This window comes from Streptomyces qaidamensis, from assembly GCF_001611795.1.
Lineage (GTDB): Bacteria > Actinomycetota > Actinomycetes > Streptomycetales > Streptomycetaceae > Streptomyces > Streptomyces qaidamensis.
On the sequence record NZ_CP015098.1, the window covers coordinates 8,609,692 to 8,633,341 of the forward strand.

The 23,650-nt window shown below is 71.8% G+C and carries 19 protein-coding genes; 7 read left to right on the top strand and 12 right to left on the bottom strand.

Features of this window, described 5'->3' with window-relative positions:
• Positions 1-167: 167 nt before the first annotated feature.
• The 3 genes from A4E84_RS37750 (at position 168) to A4E84_RS37760 (ending at position 6,515) form a co-directional block, all read left to right on the top strand.
• On the top strand, positions 168-3,257 hold the full coding sequence (locus tag A4E84_RS37750; RefSeq protein WP_062930849.1) for a glycoside hydrolase family 2 TIM barrel-domain containing protein: 3,090 nt from the start codon (positions 168-170) through the stop codon (positions 3,255-3,257).
• Positions 3,258-3,403: 146 nt separating this feature from the next.
• Entirely contained in the window at positions 3,404-5,647 is a 2,244-nt protein-coding gene (locus tag A4E84_RS37755; protein WP_062930850.1) for a glycoside hydrolase family 9 protein, read from the top strand.
• 76 nt (positions 5,648-5,723) lie between these two features.
• A complete protein-coding gene (locus A4E84_RS37760) occupies positions 5,724-6,515 on the top strand; it encodes an alpha/beta fold hydrolase (protein ID WP_062930851.1) in 792 nt (263 codons plus the stop codon).
• Here the strand turns inward: A4E84_RS37760 and qcrB are convergent.
• Entirely contained in the window at positions 6,475-7,989 is a 1,515-nt protein-coding gene (gene qcrB, locus A4E84_RS37765) for a cytochrome bc1 complex cytochrome b subunit (protein WP_062930852.1), read from the bottom strand. The two genes, A4E84_RS37760 and qcrB, sit on opposite strands and share 41 nt — an antisense overlap.
• Positions 7,986-8,915, bottom strand: a complete 930-nt coding sequence (locus tag A4E84_RS37770) for a sigma-70 family RNA polymerase sigma factor (protein ID WP_062930853.1) — start codon at positions 8,913-8,915, stop codon at positions 7,986-7,988. The genes qcrB and A4E84_RS37770 overlap by 4 nt, the downstream gene beginning before the upstream one ends.
• Positions 8,916-9,088: 173 nt before the next feature.
• On the opposite strand from A4E84_RS37770, the gene A4E84_RS37775 reads away from it, so the two are divergent.
• From A4E84_RS37775 to A4E84_RS37785, 3 genes are all read left to right on the top strand, one after another.
• Positions 9,089-9,334: a hypothetical protein gene (locus A4E84_RS37775; protein ID WP_062930854.1), complete on the top strand. Its 246-nt coding sequence runs from the start codon at positions 9,089-9,091 to the stop codon at positions 9,332-9,334.
• A 3-nt stretch (positions 9,335-9,337) separates the two neighbouring features.
• Positions 9,338-9,715 (top strand): hypothetical protein, encoded by a 378-nt coding sequence (locus tag A4E84_RS37780; RefSeq protein WP_062930855.1) that lies wholly within the window; start codon positions 9,338-9,340, stop codon positions 9,713-9,715.
• Positions 9,716-10,043: 328 nt separating this feature from the next.
• Positions 10,044-11,669: an RICIN domain-containing protein gene (locus A4E84_RS37785; protein ID WP_062930856.1), complete on the top strand. Its 1,626-nt coding sequence runs from the start codon at positions 10,044-10,046 to the stop codon at positions 11,667-11,669.
• 60 nt (positions 11,670-11,729) lie between these two features.
• On the opposite strand, the gene A4E84_RS37790 is transcribed toward A4E84_RS37785, so the two are convergent.
• Both A4E84_RS37790 and A4E84_RS37795 read right to left on the bottom strand, forming a co-directional pair.
• Positions 11,730-12,899 (bottom strand): lactate 2-monooxygenase, encoded by a 1,170-nt coding sequence (locus A4E84_RS37790; protein ID WP_062930857.1) that lies wholly within the window; start codon positions 12,897-12,899, stop codon positions 11,730-11,732.
• Between the two features lie 129 nt (positions 12,900-13,028).
• Entirely contained in the window at positions 13,029-13,583 is a 555-nt protein-coding gene (locus A4E84_RS37795; RefSeq protein WP_062930858.1) for a hypothetical protein, read from the bottom strand.
• A 327-nt stretch (positions 13,584-13,910) separates the two neighbouring features.
• On the opposite strand from A4E84_RS37795, the gene A4E84_RS37800 reads away from it, so the two are divergent.
• The gene (locus tag A4E84_RS37800) at positions 13,911-14,345 is read left to right on the top strand and encodes a protease inhibitor (protein WP_062930859.1); all 435 of its coding nucleotides are present in this window, start codon (positions 13,911-13,913) and stop codon (positions 14,343-14,345) included.
• 163 nt (positions 14,346-14,508) lie between these two features.
• Here A4E84_RS37800 and A4E84_RS37805 read toward each other — a convergent pair whose 3' ends face one another.
• From A4E84_RS37805 to A4E84_RS37840, 8 genes are all read right to left on the bottom strand, one after another.
• On the bottom strand, positions 14,509-14,715 hold the full coding sequence (locus tag A4E84_RS37805; protein ID WP_033308553.1) for a CDGSH iron-sulfur domain-containing protein: 207 nt from the start codon (positions 14,713-14,715) through the stop codon (positions 14,509-14,511).
• Positions 14,696-15,328 (bottom strand): HemK2/MTQ2 family protein methyltransferase, encoded by a 633-nt coding sequence (locus A4E84_RS37810; RefSeq protein WP_079129439.1) that lies wholly within the window; start codon positions 15,326-15,328, stop codon positions 14,696-14,698. The genes A4E84_RS37805 and A4E84_RS37810 overlap by 20 nt, the downstream gene beginning before the upstream one ends.
• A 45-nt stretch (positions 15,329-15,373) precedes the next feature.
• Positions 15,374-16,381, bottom strand: a complete 1,008-nt coding sequence (locus A4E84_RS37815) for an iron-containing redox enzyme family protein (protein ID WP_062930860.1) — start codon at positions 16,379-16,381, stop codon at positions 15,374-15,376.
• Between the two features lie 61 nt (positions 16,382-16,442).
• Positions 16,443-16,643, bottom strand: a complete 201-nt coding sequence (locus tag A4E84_RS37820) for a hypothetical protein (protein ID WP_062930861.1) — start codon at positions 16,641-16,643, stop codon at positions 16,443-16,445.
• Between the two features lie 58 nt (positions 16,644-16,701).
• On the bottom strand, positions 16,702-17,709 hold the full coding sequence (locus tag A4E84_RS37825) for a Ppx/GppA family phosphatase (protein WP_062930862.1): 1,008 nt from the start codon (positions 17,707-17,709) through the stop codon (positions 16,702-16,704).
• Positions 17,710-17,784: 75 nt separating this feature from the next.
• Positions 17,785-20,610, bottom strand: a complete 2,826-nt coding sequence (locus A4E84_RS37830) for an NHLP bacteriocin export ABC transporter permease/ATPase subunit (protein ID WP_062930863.1) — start codon at positions 20,608-20,610, stop codon at positions 17,785-17,787.
• Position 20,611: 1 nt separating this feature from the next.
• Complete coding sequence (locus tag A4E84_RS37835) at positions 20,612-22,837, bottom strand: NHLP family bacteriocin export ABC transporter peptidase/permease/ATPase subunit (RefSeq protein ID WP_062930864.1); 2,226 nt, start codon at positions 22,835-22,837, stop codon at positions 20,612-20,614.
• Positions 22,834-23,640, bottom strand: coding sequence for an HlyD family efflux transporter periplasmic adaptor subunit (locus A4E84_RS37840; protein ID WP_062930865.1), 807 nt, complete (start codon positions 23,638-23,640; stop codon positions 22,834-22,836). The genes A4E84_RS37835 and A4E84_RS37840 overlap by 4 nt, the downstream gene beginning before the upstream one ends.
• Positions 23,641-23,650: the final 10 nt, after the last annotated feature.

Sequence of the window (23,650 nt, forward strand, 5' to 3'; positions counted from 1 at the left end):
CCCGTGCCGACTGCGCGGCCGGAGGCAAGGTGCACATCCGGTCGAAGTAGGACCTGGGGCAGAAGGAAGCTCCCGCACCCTTGACGGCCATGCGTGACAGGTCGACAGAATCTGTTTGTTCGCGATCAGTTGTGAGTACTTCTGAGTCCTCATGAGGGAGATCCGTCATGTCGGTCACGCGCAGATCGGTCCTGCTCGCCTCCGCGGCCACGCCCGCGGCCGGGGCGCTGCTCGGCGCCCCGGAGGCGTGGGCCGCCGGGGAGGCGCGCGGTGCGTCCGGCCGCCGGACTGTCGCACTGCGCGACGGCTGGCGCTTCGCGCTGGTGAACCCGGGCGGCATCACCGATCCGACCGGCGCCTACGCCGAAGCGCACCTGCCCGGCTTCGACGACTCCGGATGGCGCGAGAGCGCCGTCCCGCACGACTGGAGCATCGAGCAGACCCCCACCACCGAGCACGGCACCACCAGCGGCACCGGCTTCCTGCCCGGGGGCCTCGGCTGGTACCGCCTGGCCTTCACCCTGCCGCCCGCCCTCGCCGGCAAACGGATCTCGGTCGAGTTCGACGGCGTCTACATGGACTCCACCGTCTACTGCAACGGCAAGGAGGCCGGCCGCCACCCCTACGGCTACACCGGCTTCGCCCTCGACCTCACCGTCCTGGTGCACACCGACGGCACCACCGAGAACGTGATCGCCGTCCAGGTCCGGAACCGGCTCCCCAGCAGCCGCTGGTACTCGGGCAGCGGCATCTACCGCGAGGCCCGCCTGGTGATCACCGAGCCGGTCCACGTGGCCCGCTGGGGCACCCGCGTCACCACGCCCGAGATCTCCGTCGAGCGGGCCCTCGTACGGGTCGCCACCTCCGTCGTCAACGCCTCGGGCACGGACGCCGACGTCGAGGTCGTCTCCCGGATCGTCGACCGCAAGGGCCGGACGGTCGCCCGTGCCTCCTCCGCCGCGGCCGTCTCCGCCGAGCGGACCGAGACCCAGGAACTCACCGTCCGGCGCCCCGAGTTGTGGGACTTCGGAGCCCCGCACCGCTACACCCTGCACACCGAACTGCGCGTCGGCGGCCGGACCACCGACACCTACCGCACGGTCTTCGGCTTCCGGACCTTCCGCTTCGACCCGGACGAGGGCTTCTTCCTCAACGGAACCCACCACAAGATCAAGGGCGTCGACCTCCACCACGACCTGGGCGCACTCGGCGCCGCCGTCAGCGTCGACGCCGTCCGCCGGCAGCTGGAGATCATGCGGTCCATGGGCGTCAACGCCCTGCGCACCTCCCACAACCCGCCCGCGCCCGAGGTGATCCAGGTCTGCGAGGAGCTGGGCGTCGTCATGCTGGTGGAGGCGTTCGACTGCTGGCGCACCGGCAAGAACCGGTACGACTACGGCCGCTTCTTCGACGAGTGGTGCGAGAAGGACGCCACCGAGATGGTGCTGGCGGCCCGCAACTCGCCCGCCGTACTGAGCTGGTCCATCGGCAACGAGGTCCCCGACTCCACCTCCACGGCAGGCCTCGCCATGGCCGACCGGATCATCGACGCGATCAGGGCCGCCGACGACACCCGACCGCTGGTCATCGGCTCCGACAAGTACCGCCGCCTGCCCGCCAAGGGCTCCGCGGCCGATCTCATGCTGGCCAAGCTGGACGGCCTCGGCCTCAACTACAACACCGCCAAGTCGGTGGACCAGCTGCACGCGGCCTACCCGCACCTGTTCCTCTTCGAGTCCGAGTCCTCCTCGGAGACCTCCACCCGCGGCGCCTACCAGGAGCCGGAGCACCTCAACACCGGCGAGAATCACACACCGGGCAGACGGGCGACCTCCTCCTACGACAACAACCTCGCCTCCTGGACGATGAGCGGCGAGTACGGCCACAAGAAGGACCGGGACCGCAAGTGGTTCGCCGGGCAGTTCCTGTGGTCGGGCATCGACTACATCGGCGAGCCCACGCCGTACGACGTCTTCCCGGTCAAGGCGTCGTTCTTCGGCGCCGTCGACACCGCGGGCTTCCCGAAGGACATGTACTACCTCTTCCGGAGCCAGTGGACCGAGCGGCCGATGGTCCACCTGCTCCCGATGACCTGGAACCACAGTGAGGGCGACACGGTCGAGGTCTGGGCGTACGCGAACGTCGACACCGTCGAGCTGTACCTCAACGGCACGTCCCTGGGCGTACGGCGCTTCGACACCAAGAAGACCGTGGACGGCCGCACCTACCTGGAGACGACCGAGGCGACCGGCGACGACAAGACCTTCACCGACGGCCCCTACCCCGGCAGCTACACCAGCCCGAACGGCAGCGCCGGCAAGCTCCACCTCACGTGGCGGGTGCCCTTCGCGCCGGGCGAGCTGAAGGCCGTCGCACGGCAGGGCGGCAAGGTGGTCGCCACCGACGTACTGCGCACCGCCGGAGCCCCGCACGCGATACGCCTGACCGCGGACCGCACGTCCCTCGCCGCGGACGGCCGCTCCCTGGTCTTCGTGACCGCCGAGGTCGTCGACCGGCGCGGTGTGGTGGTGCCCGACGCGGAGCACCTGCTCTCCTTCGAGGTGGCGGGCGGCTCCCTCGCCGGGCTCGACAACGGCCGCCAGGAGAGCGCCGAGCGCTACCAGGCGAGCACCCGGACCGTCTTCGCCGGCAAGGCCCTCGCCATCGTCCGGTCCGGCACGAGGGCCGGCGCGGTGAAGGTGACCGCCCGCGCCGAGGGGCTGCGCACCGGCACGGTGACCGTACGCGCCACCCCGGCCGGCGACCGGGCCGAAACGACCCCGCCCGCCTTCGGACCGGAGCATCCGGCTCCCCCGGGCCGCCCGCACGCGGATGCCAGTTACTCCGGCCGCCCGGACACCCTGCCCGCCGCCATGCTCGACGGTGATCCGGCCACCGGCTGGTCCAACGGCTTCTTCAAGCAGGCCACGCCCTTGCTGCCGGCCTTCGACGGCGCGCGGGCCGAGGACTGGGTCTCGGTCGACCACGGGCGCACGCGCGGCTTCGACCGGGTGGACGTCTCCTTCACGGTGGATGCCACGCACAGCCTGCCCGCGGCGATCGAGGTCGCCGTATGGGACGGCCGGGCGTGGCAGGCCGCGCGGGACACCCGTATCGAGTGGGCCGCCGCCTCCGACGCTCCCACCGCGATCACCTTCAAGCCCCTGCGCGGCTCCCGGATCCGGCTCACCCTGACAAGCCGCCACCCCGACGAGGCGCATGGCGCGATACGCATCAGCCGGCTGGAGACGGCCTAGACCACCCCGGTCCGGACGGGCGGTGAACAGCCGGTCCCGTCCGGACCGTTGACGGACTGTCACATCAGCCACAACCATGGCCTGCGTCCGCATCTGGGAGCGCTCCCATGCCGAGCGCCACCCGCACCTCCCGGAGGAGCCCAGACGTGAAACGACGCAGAACCGCACTGCTGTCCCTGACGGCCCTGCTGGCGGCCGCCCTCACCGCGCTGCCCTCCGCGCCGGCCGGGGCCGAAGAAGTCGAGCAGGTCAGGAACGGGAGCTTCGACACCACCACCGACCCCTGGTGGACGACCAGCAACGTCACCGCGGGCCTGTCCGACGGCCGGCTCTGCGCCGATGTCCCCGGCGGCACCGCCAACCGCTGGGACGCCGCCGTCGGGCAGAACGACATCACCCTCGTGAAGGGGGAGTCGTACCGCTTCTCGTTCAGCGCGACCGGGACACCCGCCGGGCACGTGGTGCGGGCGATCGTGGGCCTGTCGGTGTCGCCGTACGACACCTACCACGAGGTGACACCGCAGCTCAGCGTCTCCGGCGACACCTACTCGTACACCTTCACCTCGCCCGTCGACACCGCTCAGGGGCAGGTCGGCTTCCAGCTCGGCGGCAGCGCGGACGCCTGGCGCTTCTGCATGGACGACGTCTCGCTGCTGGGCGGGGTGACGCCGGAACCGTACGAGCCCGACACCGGGCCCCGGGTCCGCGTGAACCAGGTCGGCTACCTGCCGGCCGGCCCGAAGAACGCCACCCTGGTCACCGACGCCACGGCGAAGCTGCCCTGGCAGCTCAAGAACTCCGCCGGGACGGTGGTCGCCCGGGGAACGACCCTGCCGCGCGGGGTCGACGCCTCCTCCGGGCAGAACGTCCACTCGATCGACTTCGGCGCGTTCCGCACCAAGGGCGCGGGCTTCACACTCGTCGCCGACGGCGAGACCAGCCGCCCCTTCGCCATCGGTACGAGCGCCTACGAGCGGCTCCGGCTGGACTCGGCGAAGTACTACTACACCCAGCGCAGCGGCCTCGCGATCCGCGACGACCTGCGGCCCGGCTACGGCCGCCCGGCCGGTCACGTGGGCGTGGCACCCAACAAGGGCGACACCTCGGTGCCCTGCCAGCCCGGCGTGTGCGACTACACCCTCGACGTCAGCGGCGGCTGGTACGACGCGGGCGACCACGGCAAGTACGTCGTCAACGGCGGCATCTCCACCTGGGAGCTGCTGAGCACCTACGAACGCGCCCGGCACGCCCGCACCGGGCAGGCGGACAAGCTCAAGGACGGCACGCTCGCCATCCCGGAGAGCGGCAACAAGGTCCCGGACATCCTCGACGAGGCCCGCTGGGAGCTGGAGTTCCTGCTGAAGATGCAGGTGCCCGACGGCAAGCCGCTGGCCGGCATGGCCCACCACAAGATGCACGACGAGCAGTGGACCGGCCTGCCGCTGATGCCTCATGACGACCCGCAGAAGCGTGAGCTGCACCCGCCCTCCACCGCCGCCACCCTCAACCTGGCCGCCACGGCGGCGCAGGCCGCCCGGATGTACCGGTCCTACGACAAGGCGTTCGCAGACAAGGCACTGGCTGCCGCACGCAAGGCCTGGGCGGCGGCGCTGGCCCACCCCGACCGCCTCGCCTCCGAGAGCGACGGCATCGGCGGCGGCGCCTACGCCGACAGCGACGTCACCGACGACTTCTACTGGGCGGCGGCCGAGCTGTACCTCTCGACCGGGGAGAAGCGGTTCGAGGAGTACGTCCTGAAGTCCCCGGTCCACACGGCCGACCTGTTCAAGCCCCTGGGCTTCGACTGGGCCCGCACCGGGGCCGCGGGCCGGCTCGACCTCGCCACGGTGCCGAGCAGGCTGCCCGGCCGGGACGCCGTACGCCAGTCCGTCGTCAGGGGCGCCGACCGCTACCTGGCCACCCTCAGGGCGCACCCCTACGGCATGCCGTACGCGCCGGACGGCAACACCTACGACTGGGGCTCCAGCCACCAGGTGCTCAACAACGCGGTCGTCCTCGCCACCGCGTACGACATCACCGGCGCCTCGAAGTACCGGGACGGCGCGCTGCAGAGCATGGACTACATCCTGGGCCGCAACGCGCTGAACATCTCCTACGTCACCGGCTACGGCGAGGTCAGCGCACAGAACCAGCACAGCCGCTGGTACGCCCGCCAGCTCGACCCGAGCCAGCCGGGCCCGCCGAAGGGCACCCTCGCGGGCGGGCCGAACTCAAGCATCCAGGACCCCTACGCACAGAGCAAACTCCAGGGGTGCGTCGGCCAGTTCTGCTACATCGACGACATCCAGTCCTGGTCGACCAACGAGCACACGATCAACTGGAACGCCGCCCTGACCCGCATGGCCTCCTTCGTGGCGGACCAGGGGTAGGGACCGGACGGCGGTGCCGCGTGCCGGGGGAGTCCGCCGACAGGACGCCCCCGGCACGCGCGCGTAGCCTGGTGCCATGCCAGCGGTGCGGGTCGACGGCATCGAGGTCGCGTACGACCGGGTGGGCCAGGGCCCGCCCCTCGTGCTCGCGCACGGCGCCACGACGGACGCCCGGCTGTTCCGCGGCCAGGCCGAGGACCTGGCCGACGAGTTCACCGTCGTCGCCTGGGACGAACCGGGCGCCGGCCGCTCCCACGACGTACCGCTCTCCTTCACCCTGGCCGACTACGCCCGCTGTCTGGCGGCCGTCATCGAGGACGTGGACCTCGGCCCGGCCCATGTCCTCGGCCTGTCCTGGGGCGGGACCGTCGTGCTGGAGCTCTACCGGCACCACGCCGGACTCGTCCGGACGCTGCTCCTCGTCGACACCTACGCGGGCTGGAAGGGCTCGCTGCCCGCGGCGGACGTGCGGGCACGGGTCGAGGGCGCGGAACGGATGCTCGCGGTCCCGGCCGAGGTGTTCGCACCGACCATGCCGGGCCTCTTCGCCGGGCAGCCGTCCGCCGAAGCCGTACGCCTGCTGTCGGTGATGTCGGCCGACACCCGGGCCCGGAGCATGCGGACCGAGCTCACCGTCATGGCCGAGGCCGACCAGCGCGATCTGCTGCCGAAGATCGAGGTGCCGACGCTGCTGCTGTGGGGCGAGCTCGACGCGCGCTCACCCGTGGAGACCGTCGCCCGCCAGTTCCTCGAAGCGGTCCCGCGGGCCACACTGGTCGTCCTCCCCGGTGTCGGGCACCTCAGCAACATCGAGGCGCCGGAACCGTTCAACCGGACCGTCCGGGAGTTCTGCCGCGCTCACTCCTGACCGGCCCGGCCAGGGCCCGGTGCGGATCGTGCCCGACTGGTTCCCCTGGCCGTTCATGAGCGGTCAGGGTGTGCAGCCGGGCCCGGTCGAGCGGCTCGTGCACCTCGACGTACTCGCCGTGCGGCAGCCGTTTGATCACGCCGGTCGCCCGGCCGTGCGCCACGAGCTCCCTGTCGCGTACCTGGAGTCCCAGGCAGATCCACCGGGTGACGACGAAGACGACCGCCGGGACGACGAACACGGCGATCCGCACCGCCCACGTCACCGTGTTGATCGACAGGTGGAGGCGGGTCGCCACGATGTCGTTGCCGCCGCCCGCCAGGAGCACGAGGTAGAGGCTGATCCAGGCCGCCCCGATCGCCGTGCGCACCGGGCGGTTGCGCGGCCGGTCCAGCAGATGGTGCTCGTGCCGGTCGCCGGTGGACCGGGCCTCCAGGAACGGGTACACGCCGATGAAGACCAGCAGCAGCGGGAACACCACGATCGGGATCAGTACACCCAGCACCAGCGTGTGCCCCCACAGCGTGATCTCCCAGCCGGGCATGATCCGTACCAGGCCCTCGGCGAAGCCGAGGTACCAGTCGGGCTGGGCACCCGTGGACACCTGGTCGGCGCGGTACGGGCCGTACGACCAGACCGGGTTGATCGTCGCCACCGCCGCGATCAGCGTGAGCACCCCGAACACCAGGAAGAAGAAGCCGCCCGCCTTCGCCAGGTACACCGGCATGAACGGCGCCCCCACGACGTTGCGTTCGGTGCGCCCGGGCCCGGCGAACTGGGTGTGCTTGTGGTACACGACCAGCAGCAGGTGGACCACGATCAGCGCCGCCATGACCCCCGGGATCAGCAGCACGTGCAGCGCGTAGAAGCGGGCCACGATGTCGTCGCCGGGGAACTCGCCGCCGAACAGGAACATCGCCAGGTACGTCCCCACGATCGGCACGGACAGCAGCGCGCCGTGCACGAACCTCAGGCCCGTGCCCGACAGCAGGTCGTCCGGCAGCGAGTAACCGAACAGCCCCTCGAAGAGACCGAGGAAGAGCAGCAGCCAGCCGAACAGCCAGTTGACCTCCCGCGGCTTGCGGAACGAGCCCGTGAAGAAGTGCCGCATCATGTGCGTCAGCATCCCGGCGACGAAGACCAGTGCCGCCCAGTGGTGGATCTGCCGGATCAGCAGCCCGCCGCGCACGTCGAAGCTGATGTCCAGCGTGGACGCGTACGCCTCGGACATCCGCACACCGTTCAGCGGGACGTAACTCCCCTGGTAGGTCACCTCGTTCATCGACGGATGGAAGAACAGCGTCAGGTACACGCCGGTGAGGACCAGCACCACGAAGCTGTACAGGCAGATCTCGCCCAGCAGGAACGACCAGTGGTCGGGGAACACCTTGCGCAGGTACTTCCTGCTCAGCGTGTGGGTGCCGAGCCGCCCGTCGAACCAGTCGGCGAGGCGCTCGCCGCGCCCGGCGCTCACGCCGCCGTCCCGGAGAGGTGGGCGAGCTTGTCCGGATTGGCCACCACGTAGATGCCGCGCACCCGGTCGCCCTCCGGTGTGAGGTCCAGGACCAGCACGGCGAACGGCGCGTCGCCGTCGAACAGCACCGCCGCGTCGTCGCCGTTCACGCGCCGGTAGCGCCAGACGGGGTGGTCCGGACCGCCCCGGCCGGCCGTGAGCAGACGGGTCACCTTGTCCCGGCCGTGCACCGGGCGCAGGCTTGCCCGCCGGCGCTTGCCGCCGGCGTCCGTCCACGCCGTGACGTCCGGCGCGAGGACCTCCATCAGCTCGGCGATGTCCCCGCCGAGCGCCGCGCGCACGAACCGCTCGGTCGCCTCCCGCCGCACCCGCGGATGCGCCTCGTACCGCGGCCGCCGCGCGTGCACGTGCTCCCGGGCCCGGTGCGCCAACTGCCGTACGGCGGCGGGGGAGCGGTCGATGATCTCCGCGATCTCGGCATGCGGGTAGGCGAAGACCTCGCCCAGCACGAACACCGCCCGCTCCAGCGGTGTCAGCGACTCCAGGACCACCAGCATCGCCAGCGACACCGACTCCGAACGCAGGGCCGGGTCCTCCGCGGTTCCTGTGTCGTCGGCGACCAGGGGCTCGGGCAGCCACGGGCCGACGTACGTCTCCCGCCGGCGGCTGATCACGGCCCGGCGGCGCAGCGCGTGGTTGACGGCCACCCGGACGAGGTAGGCGCGCGGGTTGTCGACACCGGCCAGGGGGGCGCCGCCGCCGCGGGCCGTCCAGGAGAGCCAGGTCTCCTGCAGGACGTCCTCGGTGTCGGCGACACTGCCGAGCATGTTGTAGACGACGCCGAACAGCAGCTCGCGATGGTCGACGAACACCCCGGTCGCCGCGTCGAGCGGGGTGTCGGTGCCGGGTACGGAGCTCTCGGTCATGCGGGGGCCTCCTCTGGCGCGCTCACCACTGCGAGCCGGGCAGGGCCCCGGAATGTGACATCGCCCGCCCCGGTGTGACCCACATCTCAGGTGCACCCCGGCCCGGTACCTCTTGGCAACCGCGCTGACCTGGGGGTATTTACGAGTCAGTACCCGAGCGGTACCGTGAAGGCATGCCAGCTCTCAACGTGGAGTTCAGCGACCGCGAACTTGAGGACCTCAGGCAGATCGCCAAGGAGCGCGGTACGTCCATGAAGGCGCTCGTGCGAGAGGCGGCCGCGGCCGACATAGCCCGCCACCGGGCCCTGCAGGAAGGCGCGGAGGCTTTCCGCCGGTTCTTCTCCACCCACGCCGACGAGTTCGCCGCCGCGTTCCCCGACGACGAACCGCCCGCCAAGGGCGAAGGGCGGGCCGCCTGACTCATGGCGCCCGTGATCCATATCGACGTGCCCTGGCTGCTTCAGCGCCATGAGGAGGTCCTGCCGGACCAGCCCACCGTCAACGACTTCTCCGCGCTGGTCGCCGCCGTCGCCCGGCACCGCGTCGACCCGCCCCGCCTCGGGGTGAACTCCGACCCCGCCTGGCGGGCCGCCGCGCTGCTGCACACCATCACCGTGCTCCGGCCGCTGCCCTCGGCCAACGCCCGCTTCGCCTGTGCGACCGCCGTGGCGTACATGTTCGTCAGCGGCGTCGGCATCGACCCGCCCTACGGCGCCCTCGTCGACCTCGCCCGCGACCTGCTGGCCGGCACCACCGACGTGTACGGCGCGGCGGACCGGCTGCGTTCCTGGCAGATCTGAGGACGGATGCGGTGCCCGATTCACGCGGGCCGCAGGGAAATGTCGAAAACGGGTGCGAGCCACGTGCATCCGTTCCCCGTTTCTGACTTTCTGTCAATGGCGGGGATGTTGTCCGGGTGCCTTGTTGGCCGTGTGGGGGTTGTGGAAGAGTGAAACGCGCGTGCGGGGGGAATGGCCGGGTGTCGCACGTGATTTGTGGACCGCGTCCGATTCGCCGTCGGTGAATTCGCACCTCCCGCGCCGCGCCAAAAGAGGTACGCACCAACCGGGCCTCCTTTTTCGGCGGCATGACCTGTGTGTGTCACATGCGTGGGAAGGAACCATCTCAGTGCCCACCCCCCACCCCCCTCGTCCTCCGTATCCCCCGCCCGGCGGGGATACGGGGGAATCCGATGAATCACTCGCCGCTCCGCTGAGAGGCAGCCCGGAGGGCGAGGTCGCCGCCCATTCCGTCGCGCTGCTGATGGCGCGGCACTACCAGCCGGTGCACGACTACGCGGTGATCTGTCTCGCCTCGTCGGCGCAGGTCGCCGCCATGGTGACCGGAACCGCCTTCCACCGGACCCTCAACCGCCTCGCCTTCGGCGAGTCGGCCGTCGCGCTGCGCCCGGCCCTTCTGGTGACCGTGCGCGACACGATCCGCGAGTGGTCCGGCGACGATCGAATATCGGCCGTTCTGCCCGCGCTGCAGAAACCGGCCGGAGGGCGCGGGCTGCGCGCGGCGACGTCCATGACGCCCGAAAATCGCATCCTCGCGGAGCGGGCATTCCAGGCACTTCCCGCCGCCACTCGCTGTTTGCTGTGGCATGTCGAGGTCGAGGCCGATCCTTTAAGCGTCCCGGCCGGGCTGCTGGGCATGGACACCGAGATCGCGGCGGCGGCTCTCGAACAGGCGCGGGACACATTCCGCGAAGGCTGTGTACATGCCCATCGCGAACTCGCGCCCACCCAGGATTGCCGCTTCTACAACCGCCTCCTCGACGTCCCGATCCGCCGGGGCGGCGCACTCCTGCCGGATGTCCAGCAGCATCTCGACGAGTGCCGCTACTGCCGGAGCGCGGCGGAGCAACTGAGCCATTTCGAGGGCCCGCTGGGGCCGTTGATCGCCGAGGCGGTACTCGGCTGGGGCGCCCGCCGCTACCTCGACTCGCGCCCGGGACGCGCGTCGCACGGCGGCCGGGGCGCTCGCGCCGGCCGGCGCGGTGGCGGACGGCGGGGCGGCGGACACGGTCTGCTGTCCCGGCTTCCCGTGCCCGCCCGCCGGGTTCCGCAGGCGCTGGGCTCCTCGCGTGCGCTGCTCTCGGGCGTCGGCGCGGTCTCGGCCGGGGTGCTGGCGACGGTGCTCATCATCAGCGCGTCGTCCTACGACGGCGGGGAGGCCGACCCGGCCGGGTCCAACAGCGCCGCCGCCGGCGGCAAGGGCCCCACGTCGGTGACGCCGCCCGGCACCGCCGGGCTTCCCTCGGCACCGGGTGTGACGCGGCTGCGCAACGCCGGCGCCGACCTGTGCCTCGACATCCGGGGCCTGCCGAAGGAGGGCTCGGGCGCGAATCTGGCGGAGTGCTCGACGGTGTGGACCCAGCAGTGGACGTACGAGGAGGACGGGCTGCTGCGCAGTGTCGCCGATCCCGGGCTGTGTCTGGACTCCCACAAGGACGCCGGTGTCGTCGTCCTCGGCACCTGCACCGACGAGGATGCAGAGCGGGGCGACGACGTGCGCTACGACCTCACCGTGCAGGGGGAGTTGCTGCCCCGCTGGGACGAGCAGCTCGCCCTCGCCCCGGCGGACGACGACCCGGACGCCGACCTCGTCGTCAAGGTACGCGACCGCTCCTCCGACGCGCAGCGCTGGCAGCCGGAGCCCCTGCCGACGACGGAGGGCTCCCTGTCGATCGAGGAGCAGGACGACCCGGCGGCCCGCCAGGTGACGCTCAGCGACGGCCGGACCGCCTGACGACGGCCCCCGGGGCCCCGAGCGGGGCTGCGCCGCGAACGCGCGGCGCAGCCGACACCGTCAGGCCGGATCCTCGACGAGGTCGGCCGGGCCGACCGTGCCCGGCGTCGCGTGCCCCGCGAGGGCGAGGGTGAGGTCGAGTTCGGCCAGCAGGCAGCGGATGACGTGCTCGACGCCCGCCTGGCCGTCGAGGCCGAGGCCGTAGACGTACGGACGGCCGACGAGGATCGCGCGGGCACCGAGGGCGAGGGCCTTGAAGATGTCGTCACCGGTGCGGACGCCGCTGTCGAACAGGACGGTGAGCCGGTCACCGGCCGCCTCCGCGACGCGGGGCAGCGCGTCGGCCGCCGCGACGGAGCCGGCCACCTGACGGCCGCCGTGGTTGGAGACGATCACGCCGTCCATGCCGGCGTCGGCGGCCCGTCGCGCGTCGTCCGGGTGCAGGACGCCCTTGAGGACGATCGGGCCGTCCCAGTTCTCCCGCAGGAACGCGAGGTCGGGCCAGCTCTTGGCCGGGTCGGAGAACATCCCGACGAAGTGCATCACGGCGGCGTTCGGATCCTCGTGCACGGGCTTGGCCAGACCCGCCTGGAACGCCGGGTCCGAGAAGTAGTTGGCCGTCCCGACCCCGTGCAGGAACGGCAGGTACGCCTGGTCGAGATCGCGTGGCCGCCACGACAGCAGCGGTGTGTCCAGGGTGACGACCAGCGCGGTGAACCCGGCCGTCTTCGCCCGGTTCAGGAAGCTGCGCGCCACCTCCGGGTCCTTCGGCCAGTACAGCTGGAACCAGCGCTCGGCGTCCCCCATGGCCTCGGCGACCTGTTCCATGGGGGTGCTGGACGCGGACGACAGGATGTACGGCACGCCCTGCGCGGCGGCGGCCCGGGCCGCGGCGGGCTCGGCGTCCGGGTGCATGATCGACAGCACGCCGACCGGCGCCAGTGCGAGGGGGGCGGGGAGGGCGCGGCCCAGCACCTCGACCGACAGGTCCCGCTCGTGCACGTCTCGCAGCATGCGCGGCACGATCCGGCGGCGCTCCAGGGCCGCCCGGTTGGCGCGGGCCGTACTGCCGTTGCCCGCACTGCCCGCCACATAGCCGACCGGGCCGGGTCCGAGCCGCTGCTCGGTGAGCTCCTCCAGCCGGGTCAGATCGGTGGGCAGGCGCGGTACGGCGCCCGACATCCCGTTCAGATAGATCTCGTACTGGAAGTCCGCCCAGTGCTTGCCCACCGTACGCCCGCCTCTCGTCGTCTCCTCGTCGAGACCGTGCCGTGGGGCGACGATACCGAGCGGTATGGGTTGAGGGTCCGGCGGTGGGTGCGGTCACGCGGGCGACGGAGCGGAGGGTCCGACAACCGGTCACTCCTCGTCCGCGTGCGGTGCGGGGTCCGGCTCGGTGTCCGGGCCCTGGGACCGGACGCGTTGCACGTGCTCCAGGGAGTCGCGCAACTCCGTGAGCCAGTCGTCCGTATGACGCTGGACCAGGCGCACGCACCAGGCCAGCGCGTCGCTGCGGCTGCGGGCCACGCCGCCGGCGATCAGGGTGTCGAGGACCTGGCGCTCCGGCTGGCGCAGTCGCGTCATCACGGGCGCGGCCACGTGTGTGAAGAGCGTCCGCCGCCCGCCGCACTCCACGCCCCAGGAGACCTTCCGGCGGAACCGGTGCTCGGCCTCGCGGGCCACGGCCATCCGGTCCTCGCGGGTGCGCTCCCGGAACTCCTGCGCCCGGCTCTCCAGGGCCGCCTCCCGTTCGGCGGCCGGGGCGTCCTCGGCCAGCCGGGGTGCGGGGATGCGGCCGATCACGGTGATCTCCTCGCGGTCGACCGTGATCTCGGTCAGTTCCTCGAAGAGGTCGTCGGGCAGCCGGCCTGCGAACCAGCCGCGAAGCTTCTCTCTTTGCTCGGTCGTAATCATGTAATGACGATTACTCGCCCGCTTCATGAACACAAGGGGTCACAAAGCAGTCGGCCGAGAGCGGAATCGGAATGTTTCAGGCCTATTAACGAACGCACGGATATCAGCCATCTGGCCGCTTCGTGACCTGGGGAACCGCGCAGTTACGGGCTTCACCGGCCTGGGTTCCGTAACTTCGCGCCACTGATTCAACACGCAATGTTACTGAAACCCGTGGGGTCGATGTGTGTTTCCGCGGCGGACTCGGCAGACTCGCGCTCGCCGCTCCGGTGCACCGACCGAGCACGGGCCGGCACACCCTGTAATCGATGCGGAAGGATGCACACAATGCGGACCACCGCGCGCTGGGCCATGACCATCGGACTGACGGCCACCGCCGTCTGCGGACCCCTCTCCGGGGCCGCGCTCGCCGATCCGGGTCAGGCCCCCACCGCGCTCTACGCCCCCTCGGCCCTCGTCCTCACGGTGGGCCACGGCGAGAGCGCGATCACGGCGACTCCGGAACGCGCGGTCACCCTGACCTGTGCCCCGACGCCCGCCGGCACGCACCCCGCGGCCGGACCGGCCTGCGCGGAACTGCGCGGCGTGGGCGGCGACTTCGACGCCCTGACCGCCAGGGACGGCGTGATGTGCACCAAGCAGTACGACCCGGTGGTCGTCACCGTCGACGGCGTATGGCAGGGCAAGCGCGTCTCCTACGAGCGCACCTTCTCCAACGACTGCATGAAGAACGCCTACGGAACGGGCGTCTTCTCGTTCTGAGAGGGCTGAGCCCACAGACCGGGATCGCGCTGGATCCGTGAAGCACAGCGGGCCGTGGCTGGGGAGCCGGGCCGTTGTCACGGGGAGTCGCGATCTCGCGCAAGGGGGCCGGCGGGCGGAGTGGGGCCGCCCGCCGGCCCCTGGGCTTTCTATGCCCCGGGCATCACGCCCGGTCGCGGTGGCTCGTGTCGCACCACGGGTAGCGGCGGCTGCGGCGGCAGGTGCACAGCGCCACGCGGAAGCGGTCGGAGGTGACGACGGAGCCGTCCTCCAGCTCCACCTCCACCGGCCCCTCCATCAGCAGCGGGCCCTTGCGTTGGACGGCGACGCGGCGAGGTGCGGCGGACCGGTCAGACGGGGAGTTCGGCACGGACGACCACCAGCTCTTCCTTGTCATCGTCGGCGGACAGCAGCCCCCGCTCCCGCAGCCAGCGTTCCCGGCCGCGCAGCACCGGCCCGAACGTGATCCGGCGCCGGCGGGTCACGGCGGCCTTCAGGCCGGCCGCGCGCAACTGCCCGACGGTCAGGTCCGGCCCGCTGAGCGCCGACTGCACGAGCAGCAGCACCCCGCCCGGCCGCAGCAGGCCGGGCGCCTGCCGGCAGATCCGGTCGACGACCAGCCGTCCGTCGCCGCCCGCGTCCCAGGCCCGGGCCGCGCCCCGCGGCGGCCTGCGATGACCGTCCGGCGCGGGCACGTACGGCGGATTGGCCAGAATCAGATCGAACATCTCGTCGCGCACGGGTTCGAACAGGTTCCCGTGCAGGGTGCGTACCGGGAGGCCCGCCGCACGGGCGTTCAGCCGCGCGGCCCACACGGCGCTCCAGGACAGGTCCACAGCGGTCACACGACTGCCCCGGCGTGCTGCTTCCAGGGCCAGGGCGCCGCTGCCGGTGCCCACGTCGAGGACCTTCGCGCCCGGAGGCAGCGGCTCGTCGGACAGGGCACCGGCCAGCAGCTCGGTGTCCTCCTGCGGGGCGTACACGCCCGGGGGTACCAGTGCAATCACGAGCACCGGGTACCCCGACAATCAGGAGGTATGAGCTGCTTCCCGGGCAAGTGGTGCACGCAGTGACGAACGTGATGCACGCCAGTCGGCGAGCAGCCGGGTGCCGAAGCGTTCCTCGACGAATTCGGTGGCGTCGATGCCGAAGGCTACATCCGGGGCGAGATGCGGCTCGTGCTCCAGCAGTCCGCCGATGACGTCGTGACGCACCACCTGCTCGTGGACCGCGTCCGCCTCGACGTGCTCGTCGTAGAAGTGTTCGGCCGCCGGCCCGGCGCCGGTGCGGCGCATCGCCTCGGCGAGCCGCCGAGACCCCGGTGACGAGGTGATCTCGACTGTCGCGAAGTGTCCGACCAGGGCGCCTCTGAGCGCCCGGTGCAGCCCGAAGAGGGACATCATGTTCACGGTGACCAGGGCCTCGGCGGTCGCCGCGTCGAGATAGCGGCCGTACGTGGTGTCCAGACCCAGGTCCGTCATCAGGTCGGCGAACAGGGAGGCGTGCACGCGGTCGGCGCGGCCCCCGCCCCACTCGTCGAACTCGACCGCCGCCATCGCCGCCTTCGCCCGGCCCCACAGCCGGGGCAGCACCCACGCGTGGGGGTCCGCCTCCTTGAGGTGGTACAGGGACCGCTGGGCCGCGTACTCGCGCACCTGCCACAGCTCGCCCTCGTCACGCAGGAAGTGGGTGACGCCGGTGCCCTCGACGGGCTCGACCAGCAGGCCGGCCAGTGCCTCGTCCAGGCTGTCGTGGACGTGCGCGTCGGCGCGCAGCGCGGACAGGAAGCGCTGCTCCATGGCGCCGCGGACGCGCAGCAGGTCGGGGTCCCACTCGCGCTCCGGGGGGACGCCCGCGAAACCGCGGTAGTGCAGCTCGTAGCACAGGTACAGGGCGAGCTGGAGGTCGTCGCCGTACACCTCGGCGCGGGCGACCTCCTCCAGCCGGGGCAGGCGGCCCGCACCGCGCAGACAGGCGTCGACGCCCCTGCTCAGCGGGCCGCGCGGGGTGGGCAGTCGTGGTCCTTCGTGCTCCATGCGCGCCGGGTACCCGCCCGGCGAGCGAGGTCACACGTCGTGTGTCACCGCCCGGCCCCGGTCAGTCCCCCTCGGACTCCTCCTGAGCTCGCGCGTTGGGCGTGATGGCCTCCCCGGCCTCGCCCCGGTGGCGGCGCTGCTCGTCCGAGTCCCGGGTGCGGTTCTCGGCGTCCTCGACCTCGCGCAGCACCTCCTCCAGAGCCGTCTCGGGCGGCTTGCCGTGCTGGTTCTGGTCCCGGTCGTGGTCCTTGTGCTGGGACACGGGGGTCTCCTTCCTGTTCGGTACGTCTTCGGTACGTCACGCCACGGCTGTGGATGATTCAGCCGGAGGCCGCGGCGATGCGCAGCGGCACCGGGTCGGGAGGGGCGGTCTCCGCACTGCGGCGGGCGACCTCCGCCCACCAGGAGGGGCCGTCCTCGATGTGGCGCAGCAGCACCCCCTCGCGGATCGCCCAGGGGCAGACCGTGACGGCCTTGATGCCGGTCAGCTTCAGCGCGGTGTGCCCGACCACCGCTCCCGCCAGGCTCTGCGCGGCGCGCGGTGCGGAGATCCCCGGCAGGTGCGCGCGCTCGGCGGCGGGCAGGGCGGCCAGCTGGGTGATCGCCGCCCGCAGTTCGGAGCGGTGCATCTGCCGGTCCACGAACGGGCCGTGGCGTCCGGGCGCCGCGCCGCACAGCCGCCCCAGCTGCTGGAAGGTGCGGGAGGTGGCGACCGCCGTGCGCGGGCCCTCCCAGCGGATCCGCGCCGCGACGTCCCGCAGCTGATGGCGGACCTTGCGGCGCAGCGCCCGCACCCGCTCCGGCGACGGCGGGTCCTCGTCCGCGAAGAACTCGTGCGTCAGCCGCCGTGCGCCCAGCGGCAAGGACGCCACGAAGTCGGGCAACCGGCCGCGTCCGAAGGCGACTTCGAGCGTGCCGCCGCCGATGTCGAGCAGGGCGAGCGGCCCCGACCGCCAGCCCATCCAGCGCCGGGCACCGAGAAACGTCAGCTCGGCCTCCACCTCGCCCGGCAGGGTGCACAGGTCCGCGCCCGTACGGGCGCGGACGGTGCGCAGCACCTCGTGCCGGTTCGGCGCGTTGCGCACCACGGCGGTGGCGAACGCCAACGGATCTGCCGCGCCCCAACGGGTAGCGGTCCGGCTCGCCTCGGCCACCGCGTCGACCAGTTGCCCCACGGCCCGCTCCGGGACGGGTCCCCCCGGTGTGACCTGCTCGGACAGCCTGAGTCGCCACTTGGCGGTGTGCACGGGCAGCGGCACTCCGTCCGCCGCGTCCGCGACCACCAGTCTGACCGTGTTCGATCCCACGTCCACCACGCTGATTCGCATGGGCGGTGGGTACCCATTTACAGGGCGGGTCAACAGGCCGCACGCGCCGCACCGGCGAGGACGCGCCACCGGCGCTCACGCCATCTGGCGCCGCACCAGCTCGTGCAGCCGGCCGTTCGTGTCGGCCAGCAGCTGGGCGGGCGGGCCCTGCTGGATGACCTTGCCGCCCTCCATCACCACGACCCGGTCGGCGTCCATCACGGTCGACAGCCGGTGCGCGATGACGACCCGGGTGGCGTTGAGGGCTTTGGTGCTCTCGATGACCGTGCGCTGCGTCTCGTTGTCGAGCGCGCTGGTCGCCTCGTCGAAGAAGAGGATGCGCGGCCGCCGGATCAGCGCCTGGGCGATCATCAGCCGCTGGCGCTGCCCCCCGGAGACGGCGCCGCTGCCCGCCACGATGGTGTGCAGGCCCATGGGCATCCGCTTGATGTCCTCGGCGAGACCGGCCATCTCGGCGGCGGCCATCGCCTCCTCCGGTGTGTAGGGCTCGGTGCCGCAGATGACGTCCAGGATCGAGCCGGTGAACGGCTGCGCGTGCTGGAGCACCACACCGCACTGACGGCGCACCGCCGACTGGTCGAGAGCCGCGAGGTCCTGCCCGTCGTAGAGCACGCTGCCCGACGCGGGCCGGTCGAAGCCGATCAGCAGCCGCAGCAGGGTCGACTTGCCGCAGCCGCTCGGGCCGACGACCGCGACGAACTCGCCCGGCCGCACCTCGAACGACACGTCGTCCAGGACCAGCGGGCCGTCGTCCGCGTAGCGGAAGGACACCCGCCGGGCCTCGATCGCACCCGTCAGCGGACCCGGCCGGGTGCTCGCCGTACGCACCTCCGGCGTAGCGTCCAGCACCGGCTTGATCTCCTCGAACAGCGGCAGCGCCGCCACCGCCGAGACGAACGCGCCCGTCAGCTGGGTGACGGAGGTCAGCACCATCGTCACCGAGGTGTTGAAGGTGAGGAACGCCGCCGCCGACATCGAGCCGCGGGCCGGACCGGCCAGCAGCATGAACATCAGCAGGGTGCACAGCGGCAGGTACACCGAGCCCAGCACCGTCGTGAGGTTCTTGATGCGGCCGACCTTCTGCTGGAGCTCCCGGCTGCGCGCGAACTCCGACGCCCACGCGGCGTACGCGTAGTTCTCGGCGGCGGCCACCCGCAGCTTGGGCAAGCCCCGCAGGGTCTGGAACGCCTGGTTGTTCAGCTTGTTGGAAAGCACCACGAGACGCCGCTGCCAGCGCACCTGCCACAGCCCGAGCCCGAGGAACACCGCCGCGATGACGACGAGCATGCCGATCGCGGCCATCGCCATCGGCACGCTGTACCAGAGCAGCAGCCCCAGGTTCATCGCGCCGACCGTCACGGACTGGGCGACTGTCGGCCCGACTCCCGCCAGCAGCCGGCGGATCGAGCTGATGCCCATGGCCGCACTGGCCAGCTCGCCCGTGGAGCGCTCGGTGAAGAACCTCGTCGGCAGCCTCAGCAGCCGGTCCCACACCGCCGGCTGGAGCGTGGCCTCGATCCGGCCCTCGATCCGCAGGATGGTGAGGTTCTGCAACAGCATGAAGGCCGCCGCCACCACACTGCTCAGCAACACCGCAAGGCACACCTGCACGATCAGGTCCGTCTGCGCCTTCGGCACGAACTCGCCCAGTACCTTGCCGGTCGCGATGGGCACCAGCGCGCCGATCGCCACCGTCACCAGACCGCTGAGCAGCAGGCCCGTCAGATCGCCGCGCATGCCCTGCATACAGAACCGCAGCAGCCGCAGCGGACTGAGCCCCTGCTCCGGCAGGGGGCGGTAGAACATCACCGCGCGCGGCTCGAACTCGTCGGCGTTCGCCTTCTCGACCGGCGTCTCACGTCCGGTCGAAGGATGCACCGCGACGTAACCGCCGCGCCGCCACAGCAGCGCGACCGGCGCGCCCGACAGGGCCCGTTGGCCCACCAGCGGCCCCACGTTGTCCCGCCACCAGCGGCCGTCGAGCCGTACGGCCCGGGCCCGCACGCGGGAGGCCAGGGCGATCTGCTCGACCGGGTCGAGGCGGTCGCCGCCGGTGCCCTTCCGGGTCGGCTCGGTGATCCGGATCCCGGCGGCCTGCCCGACCAGCTTGCAGGCCGCGTACGTGGCGTCCGCGTCGGCCGCGGTCGTGCGCTTCGAGGAGCGTTTGCCGATGGAGGCGAGCAGCGTCTGGTCGGCCTGGACGCGCACCGCCTCACCGGCCTTGATGCCTTCGGCCGTGCGGGTCTCGTGAGTGCGCTCCAGCTGCTCGATCCAGCGGTCCAGCGTCGTCAGCAGCCGGTACTGCTGGTCGACCACGGACTGCCACAGCGCGGGGTCCATCAGCAGGTCGGCCGCGGCCTCCGCGCCGTACAGCGAGCCGTACTGCACGCTGCCCGGCGGGACCTGCATCCAGAACACGTCGTCATCGGTGGGCGCCGCGGCCCGCTCGGTGGCCATCGGCGCCTGGAAGAGGATGGACAGGCTGCGGCCGACCCCGAGGGCGAGCGCGTACTCCAGCGGGCTCGTCGTCGGCGGCACGTACTGCGGGTTGCCGTACTCGTCGTAGGACCAGGTCGCCGTGTGGGCGGGCTGGTACAGCTCGCGCAGGCCGATGCGGTGCACCACGCAGTCCCGTAGCGGCCGGGCCACCAGGGTGTGCTGCGGTCCCGGCACCGGGCCGAGCACCAGCGAGCCCGCCTCCAGCCGGCCCAGATGGTGCCAGTGGCCCTGCTGTCCGGCATCGACCGCGAACAGGTCGACGGCGCCGGACGCGACCAGCCACAGCACCTGCGGGCCTTCGAGGTCGAGACGGTTGAACCCGGCGCAGTCGATGCGCGAGCCCATCTGCCCGAAGGCACCCAGCACGAGGTCGCCGTCGTGCCCTTCGTGGACGGCCGTCATCTCACCGCTCCCTGACCAGTGCCGCGTACGCGCCGCCGCGGGCCACCAGGTCCTCGTGCCGTCCCCGTTCCACGACCGTGCCGTGCTGCAGGACGACGATCTCGTCGCTGTCGCGCACCGTGCTCAGCCGGTGCGCGATCACCACGCAGGCGCAGCCGCGCCGGCGCAGGTTGTCCATCACGACCTGTTCGGTCTCCGCGTCCAGCGCGCTCGTCACCTCGTCGAGCACCAGGATGCTCGGGCGGCGCACCAGCGCCCGGGCGATCTCCAGGCGCTGGCGCTGCCCGCCGGAGAAGTTGCGGCCGTCCTGTTCGACCTTGCTGTGGATGCCGCCGGGCCGGCGGGTGATCACGTCGTACAGGGCGGCGTCGCGCAGCGCGTCCTCCACCGCGTCGTCCGGGATCGACGGGTCCCACAGCGCCACGTTGTCGCGGACGGTGCCCTCGAAGAGGAACACGTCCTGGTCGACGAAGGAGACCGAGGCGGCCAGCGCCCCGCGCGGGATGTCCTCGATGCGCTGCCCGTCGATGCGGATCACGCCCTCCCACGGCGCGTACAGCCCGGAGATCATCCGGGACACCGTGGACTTGCCGCTGCCCGAACCGCCCACCAGCGCCACCTGCTGCCCGGGGCCGACCGTCAGGTCGAAGCCGGTGAGCAGCGGCTTGTCGAGCGGGCTGTAGCCGAACGTGATGTTCTCCAGTTCGACGTGGCCCTGGAGGCGGCGCGTGGACTCGCTCCCGCCGGGCCGGCCGTAGAGCGGGTCGGCCTTGAAGTTCTCCACGTCCTTCAGCCGGGCCACGTCCGCCGCGAAGTCCTGGATACGCCCCGCGACACCGTTCAGCCGGGTAAGCGGGGCCGTGAACCGGGCGACCAGAGCCTGGAAGGCGACCAGCAGACCGACCGAGATGTGTCCCTCGACCGCCCGCATACCGCCGATCCAGAGGAGCAGCGCGCTGTTGACGGTGGCCAGCGTCGGTGCGACCACGCCCAGCCAGGCACTCGGCACGCCCAGGCGCTGCTGCTCCTCCAGGGTGGTGGCGTGCTGCCCGGCCCACTTGCGGAAGTAGCCGTCCTCGCCGCCGGTCGCCTTCATCGTCTCGATCAGCTGAAGGCCCGTGTAGGCGGTGTTGGTGAGCCGGGCCGAGTCCGCGCGCAGCTTCGCCGTGCGCGTCGCCCGCAGCCGGATCACCACCCGCATGGCCACGATGTTCAGCAGGGCCACGCCGATGCCCACGAACGTGAGCTGCGGGTCGTAGGTGTACAACAGCACCGCGTACAGGACGACCACGACCGCGTCCACACCCGCCGCCGCGAGGTCGCGGGACAGGGTCTCGGACACCGCGTCGTTGGACTGCAGGCGCTGCACCAGATCGGCCGGGCTGCGCTGGGAGAAGAACGTCACCGGCAGCCGCAGCAGATGCCGCAGGAAACGGGCGCTGGACAGGGTGGAGGAGATGATGCGGCCGCGCAGCAGGTTGGCCTGCTGGAGCCAGGTCAGCACCACCGTGAGCAGCACGCACGCCCCCATCGACGGGAACAGCACGCCGAGCAGCGAGGTCTGGTTGCCGATCAGGAACTCGTCGATGTAGGTGCGGCTCAGCGCGGGCACCGCGGCGCCGACCGCCACCAGCAGCAGACTCGCCAGCACCGCCGCGGGCATCGTGCCCGCCGTGCCGCGCAGCCGGGCCGGCATCGCGCCCAGGACGCCGGGCTTGCGGCCGCCGCGGGCGAAGTCCTCACCGGGCTCCATCACCAGCACGACACCGGTGAAGCTGCCGTCGAAGTCCTCCATGGGGATGAACCGGCGGCCCTTGCCGGGGTCGTTGATGTAGACACCCCGGCGGCCGAAGCGCCGGCCCATGCCGTCGTAGACGACGTAGTGGTTGAACTCCCAGAACAGGATGGCCGGCGACGTCACCTCGGCGAGGGCTGCCAGGTCCATCTGCATGCCCTTGGCCGTCAGGCCGTAGGAGCGGGCCGCCTTCAGCAGGTTGCTCGCGCGCGAGCCGTCCCGGGAGACGCCGCAGGCGATGCGCAGCTCTTCCAGCGGGACGTGCTTGCCGTAGTGGCCGAGCACCATCGCCAGGGAGGCGGCGCCGCACTCGACGGCCTCCATCTGGAGCACGGTGGGCGTGCGGACGGTCTTCGCCCGGGCTTTGGGCACCTTGCGTTTCGGCGGGGCGGCGCGTCGCCTGCTCCGGGGCTCCTGTGCGGTGGCGCTCATGGCAGCAGCCAGTCGACGGGGCGCTGGTCGGACAGCCGGATCGAACCGGAGGCCGGTGTCATCGAGGCCAGCTTGTACGGGGGTCCGTCCGCGGAGGACCACTTGTAGCCGCTCTTCGTGGCGGAGGACTTGTCCAGCCGGACCGTCACGGCCACCGGTCTGCCCTTCTTGGTGAACTGCTCGCCCAGCTGGCTGTCCCCGAGGAACGCGGCGATCTGCTGCGGGGACTGCGCCGAGCGGTCCACCGACTTCACATGGCCGCGCAGCACGCCGTACTCCTGAGTCGGCACCGACTGCACGGTCAGGTCCACGGCCGCGTCGTCGGGAATCGAGGCGGCGTTCTCGGCGGGGACGTACACGGTCGCGTAGAGCGGGTCGTTGGTGTGGGCGACCTTCTCGACGGCGGCGACGTTCGCGCCGGTCCGGATGATCTGCCCGACGGTCGCGGCGAGCGCGGAGACACGGCCCGCGTCGAGCGTGCGGACGACCGTTTCTCCGTTGCCCGTACGGACCTTGAGCACGGGGGAGTCGGCGGGCAGCTGCTCGCCCTGCTTGGCCAGCACCGCGGTGACCTGGCCCGCGACGGGGCTCTGCAGGACGTAACTGCCCTGCCCGTGCGTGATGATGGCGGGTGCGCTGACGGTGGAGGTCACCGAGCCGGTCACCGCCCACACCGAGGCGGCGGCCATCGCGACCACCGTCACCGAGAGCACGAGCCAGCCCTGCGGGCGGGCGAAGCGCACCGGCAGGTCGAGTTCCTCCGGTGACTGGAGCTTGGCGAGGGCCTGTTGGCGGAACTGCAAGGAACTTCCC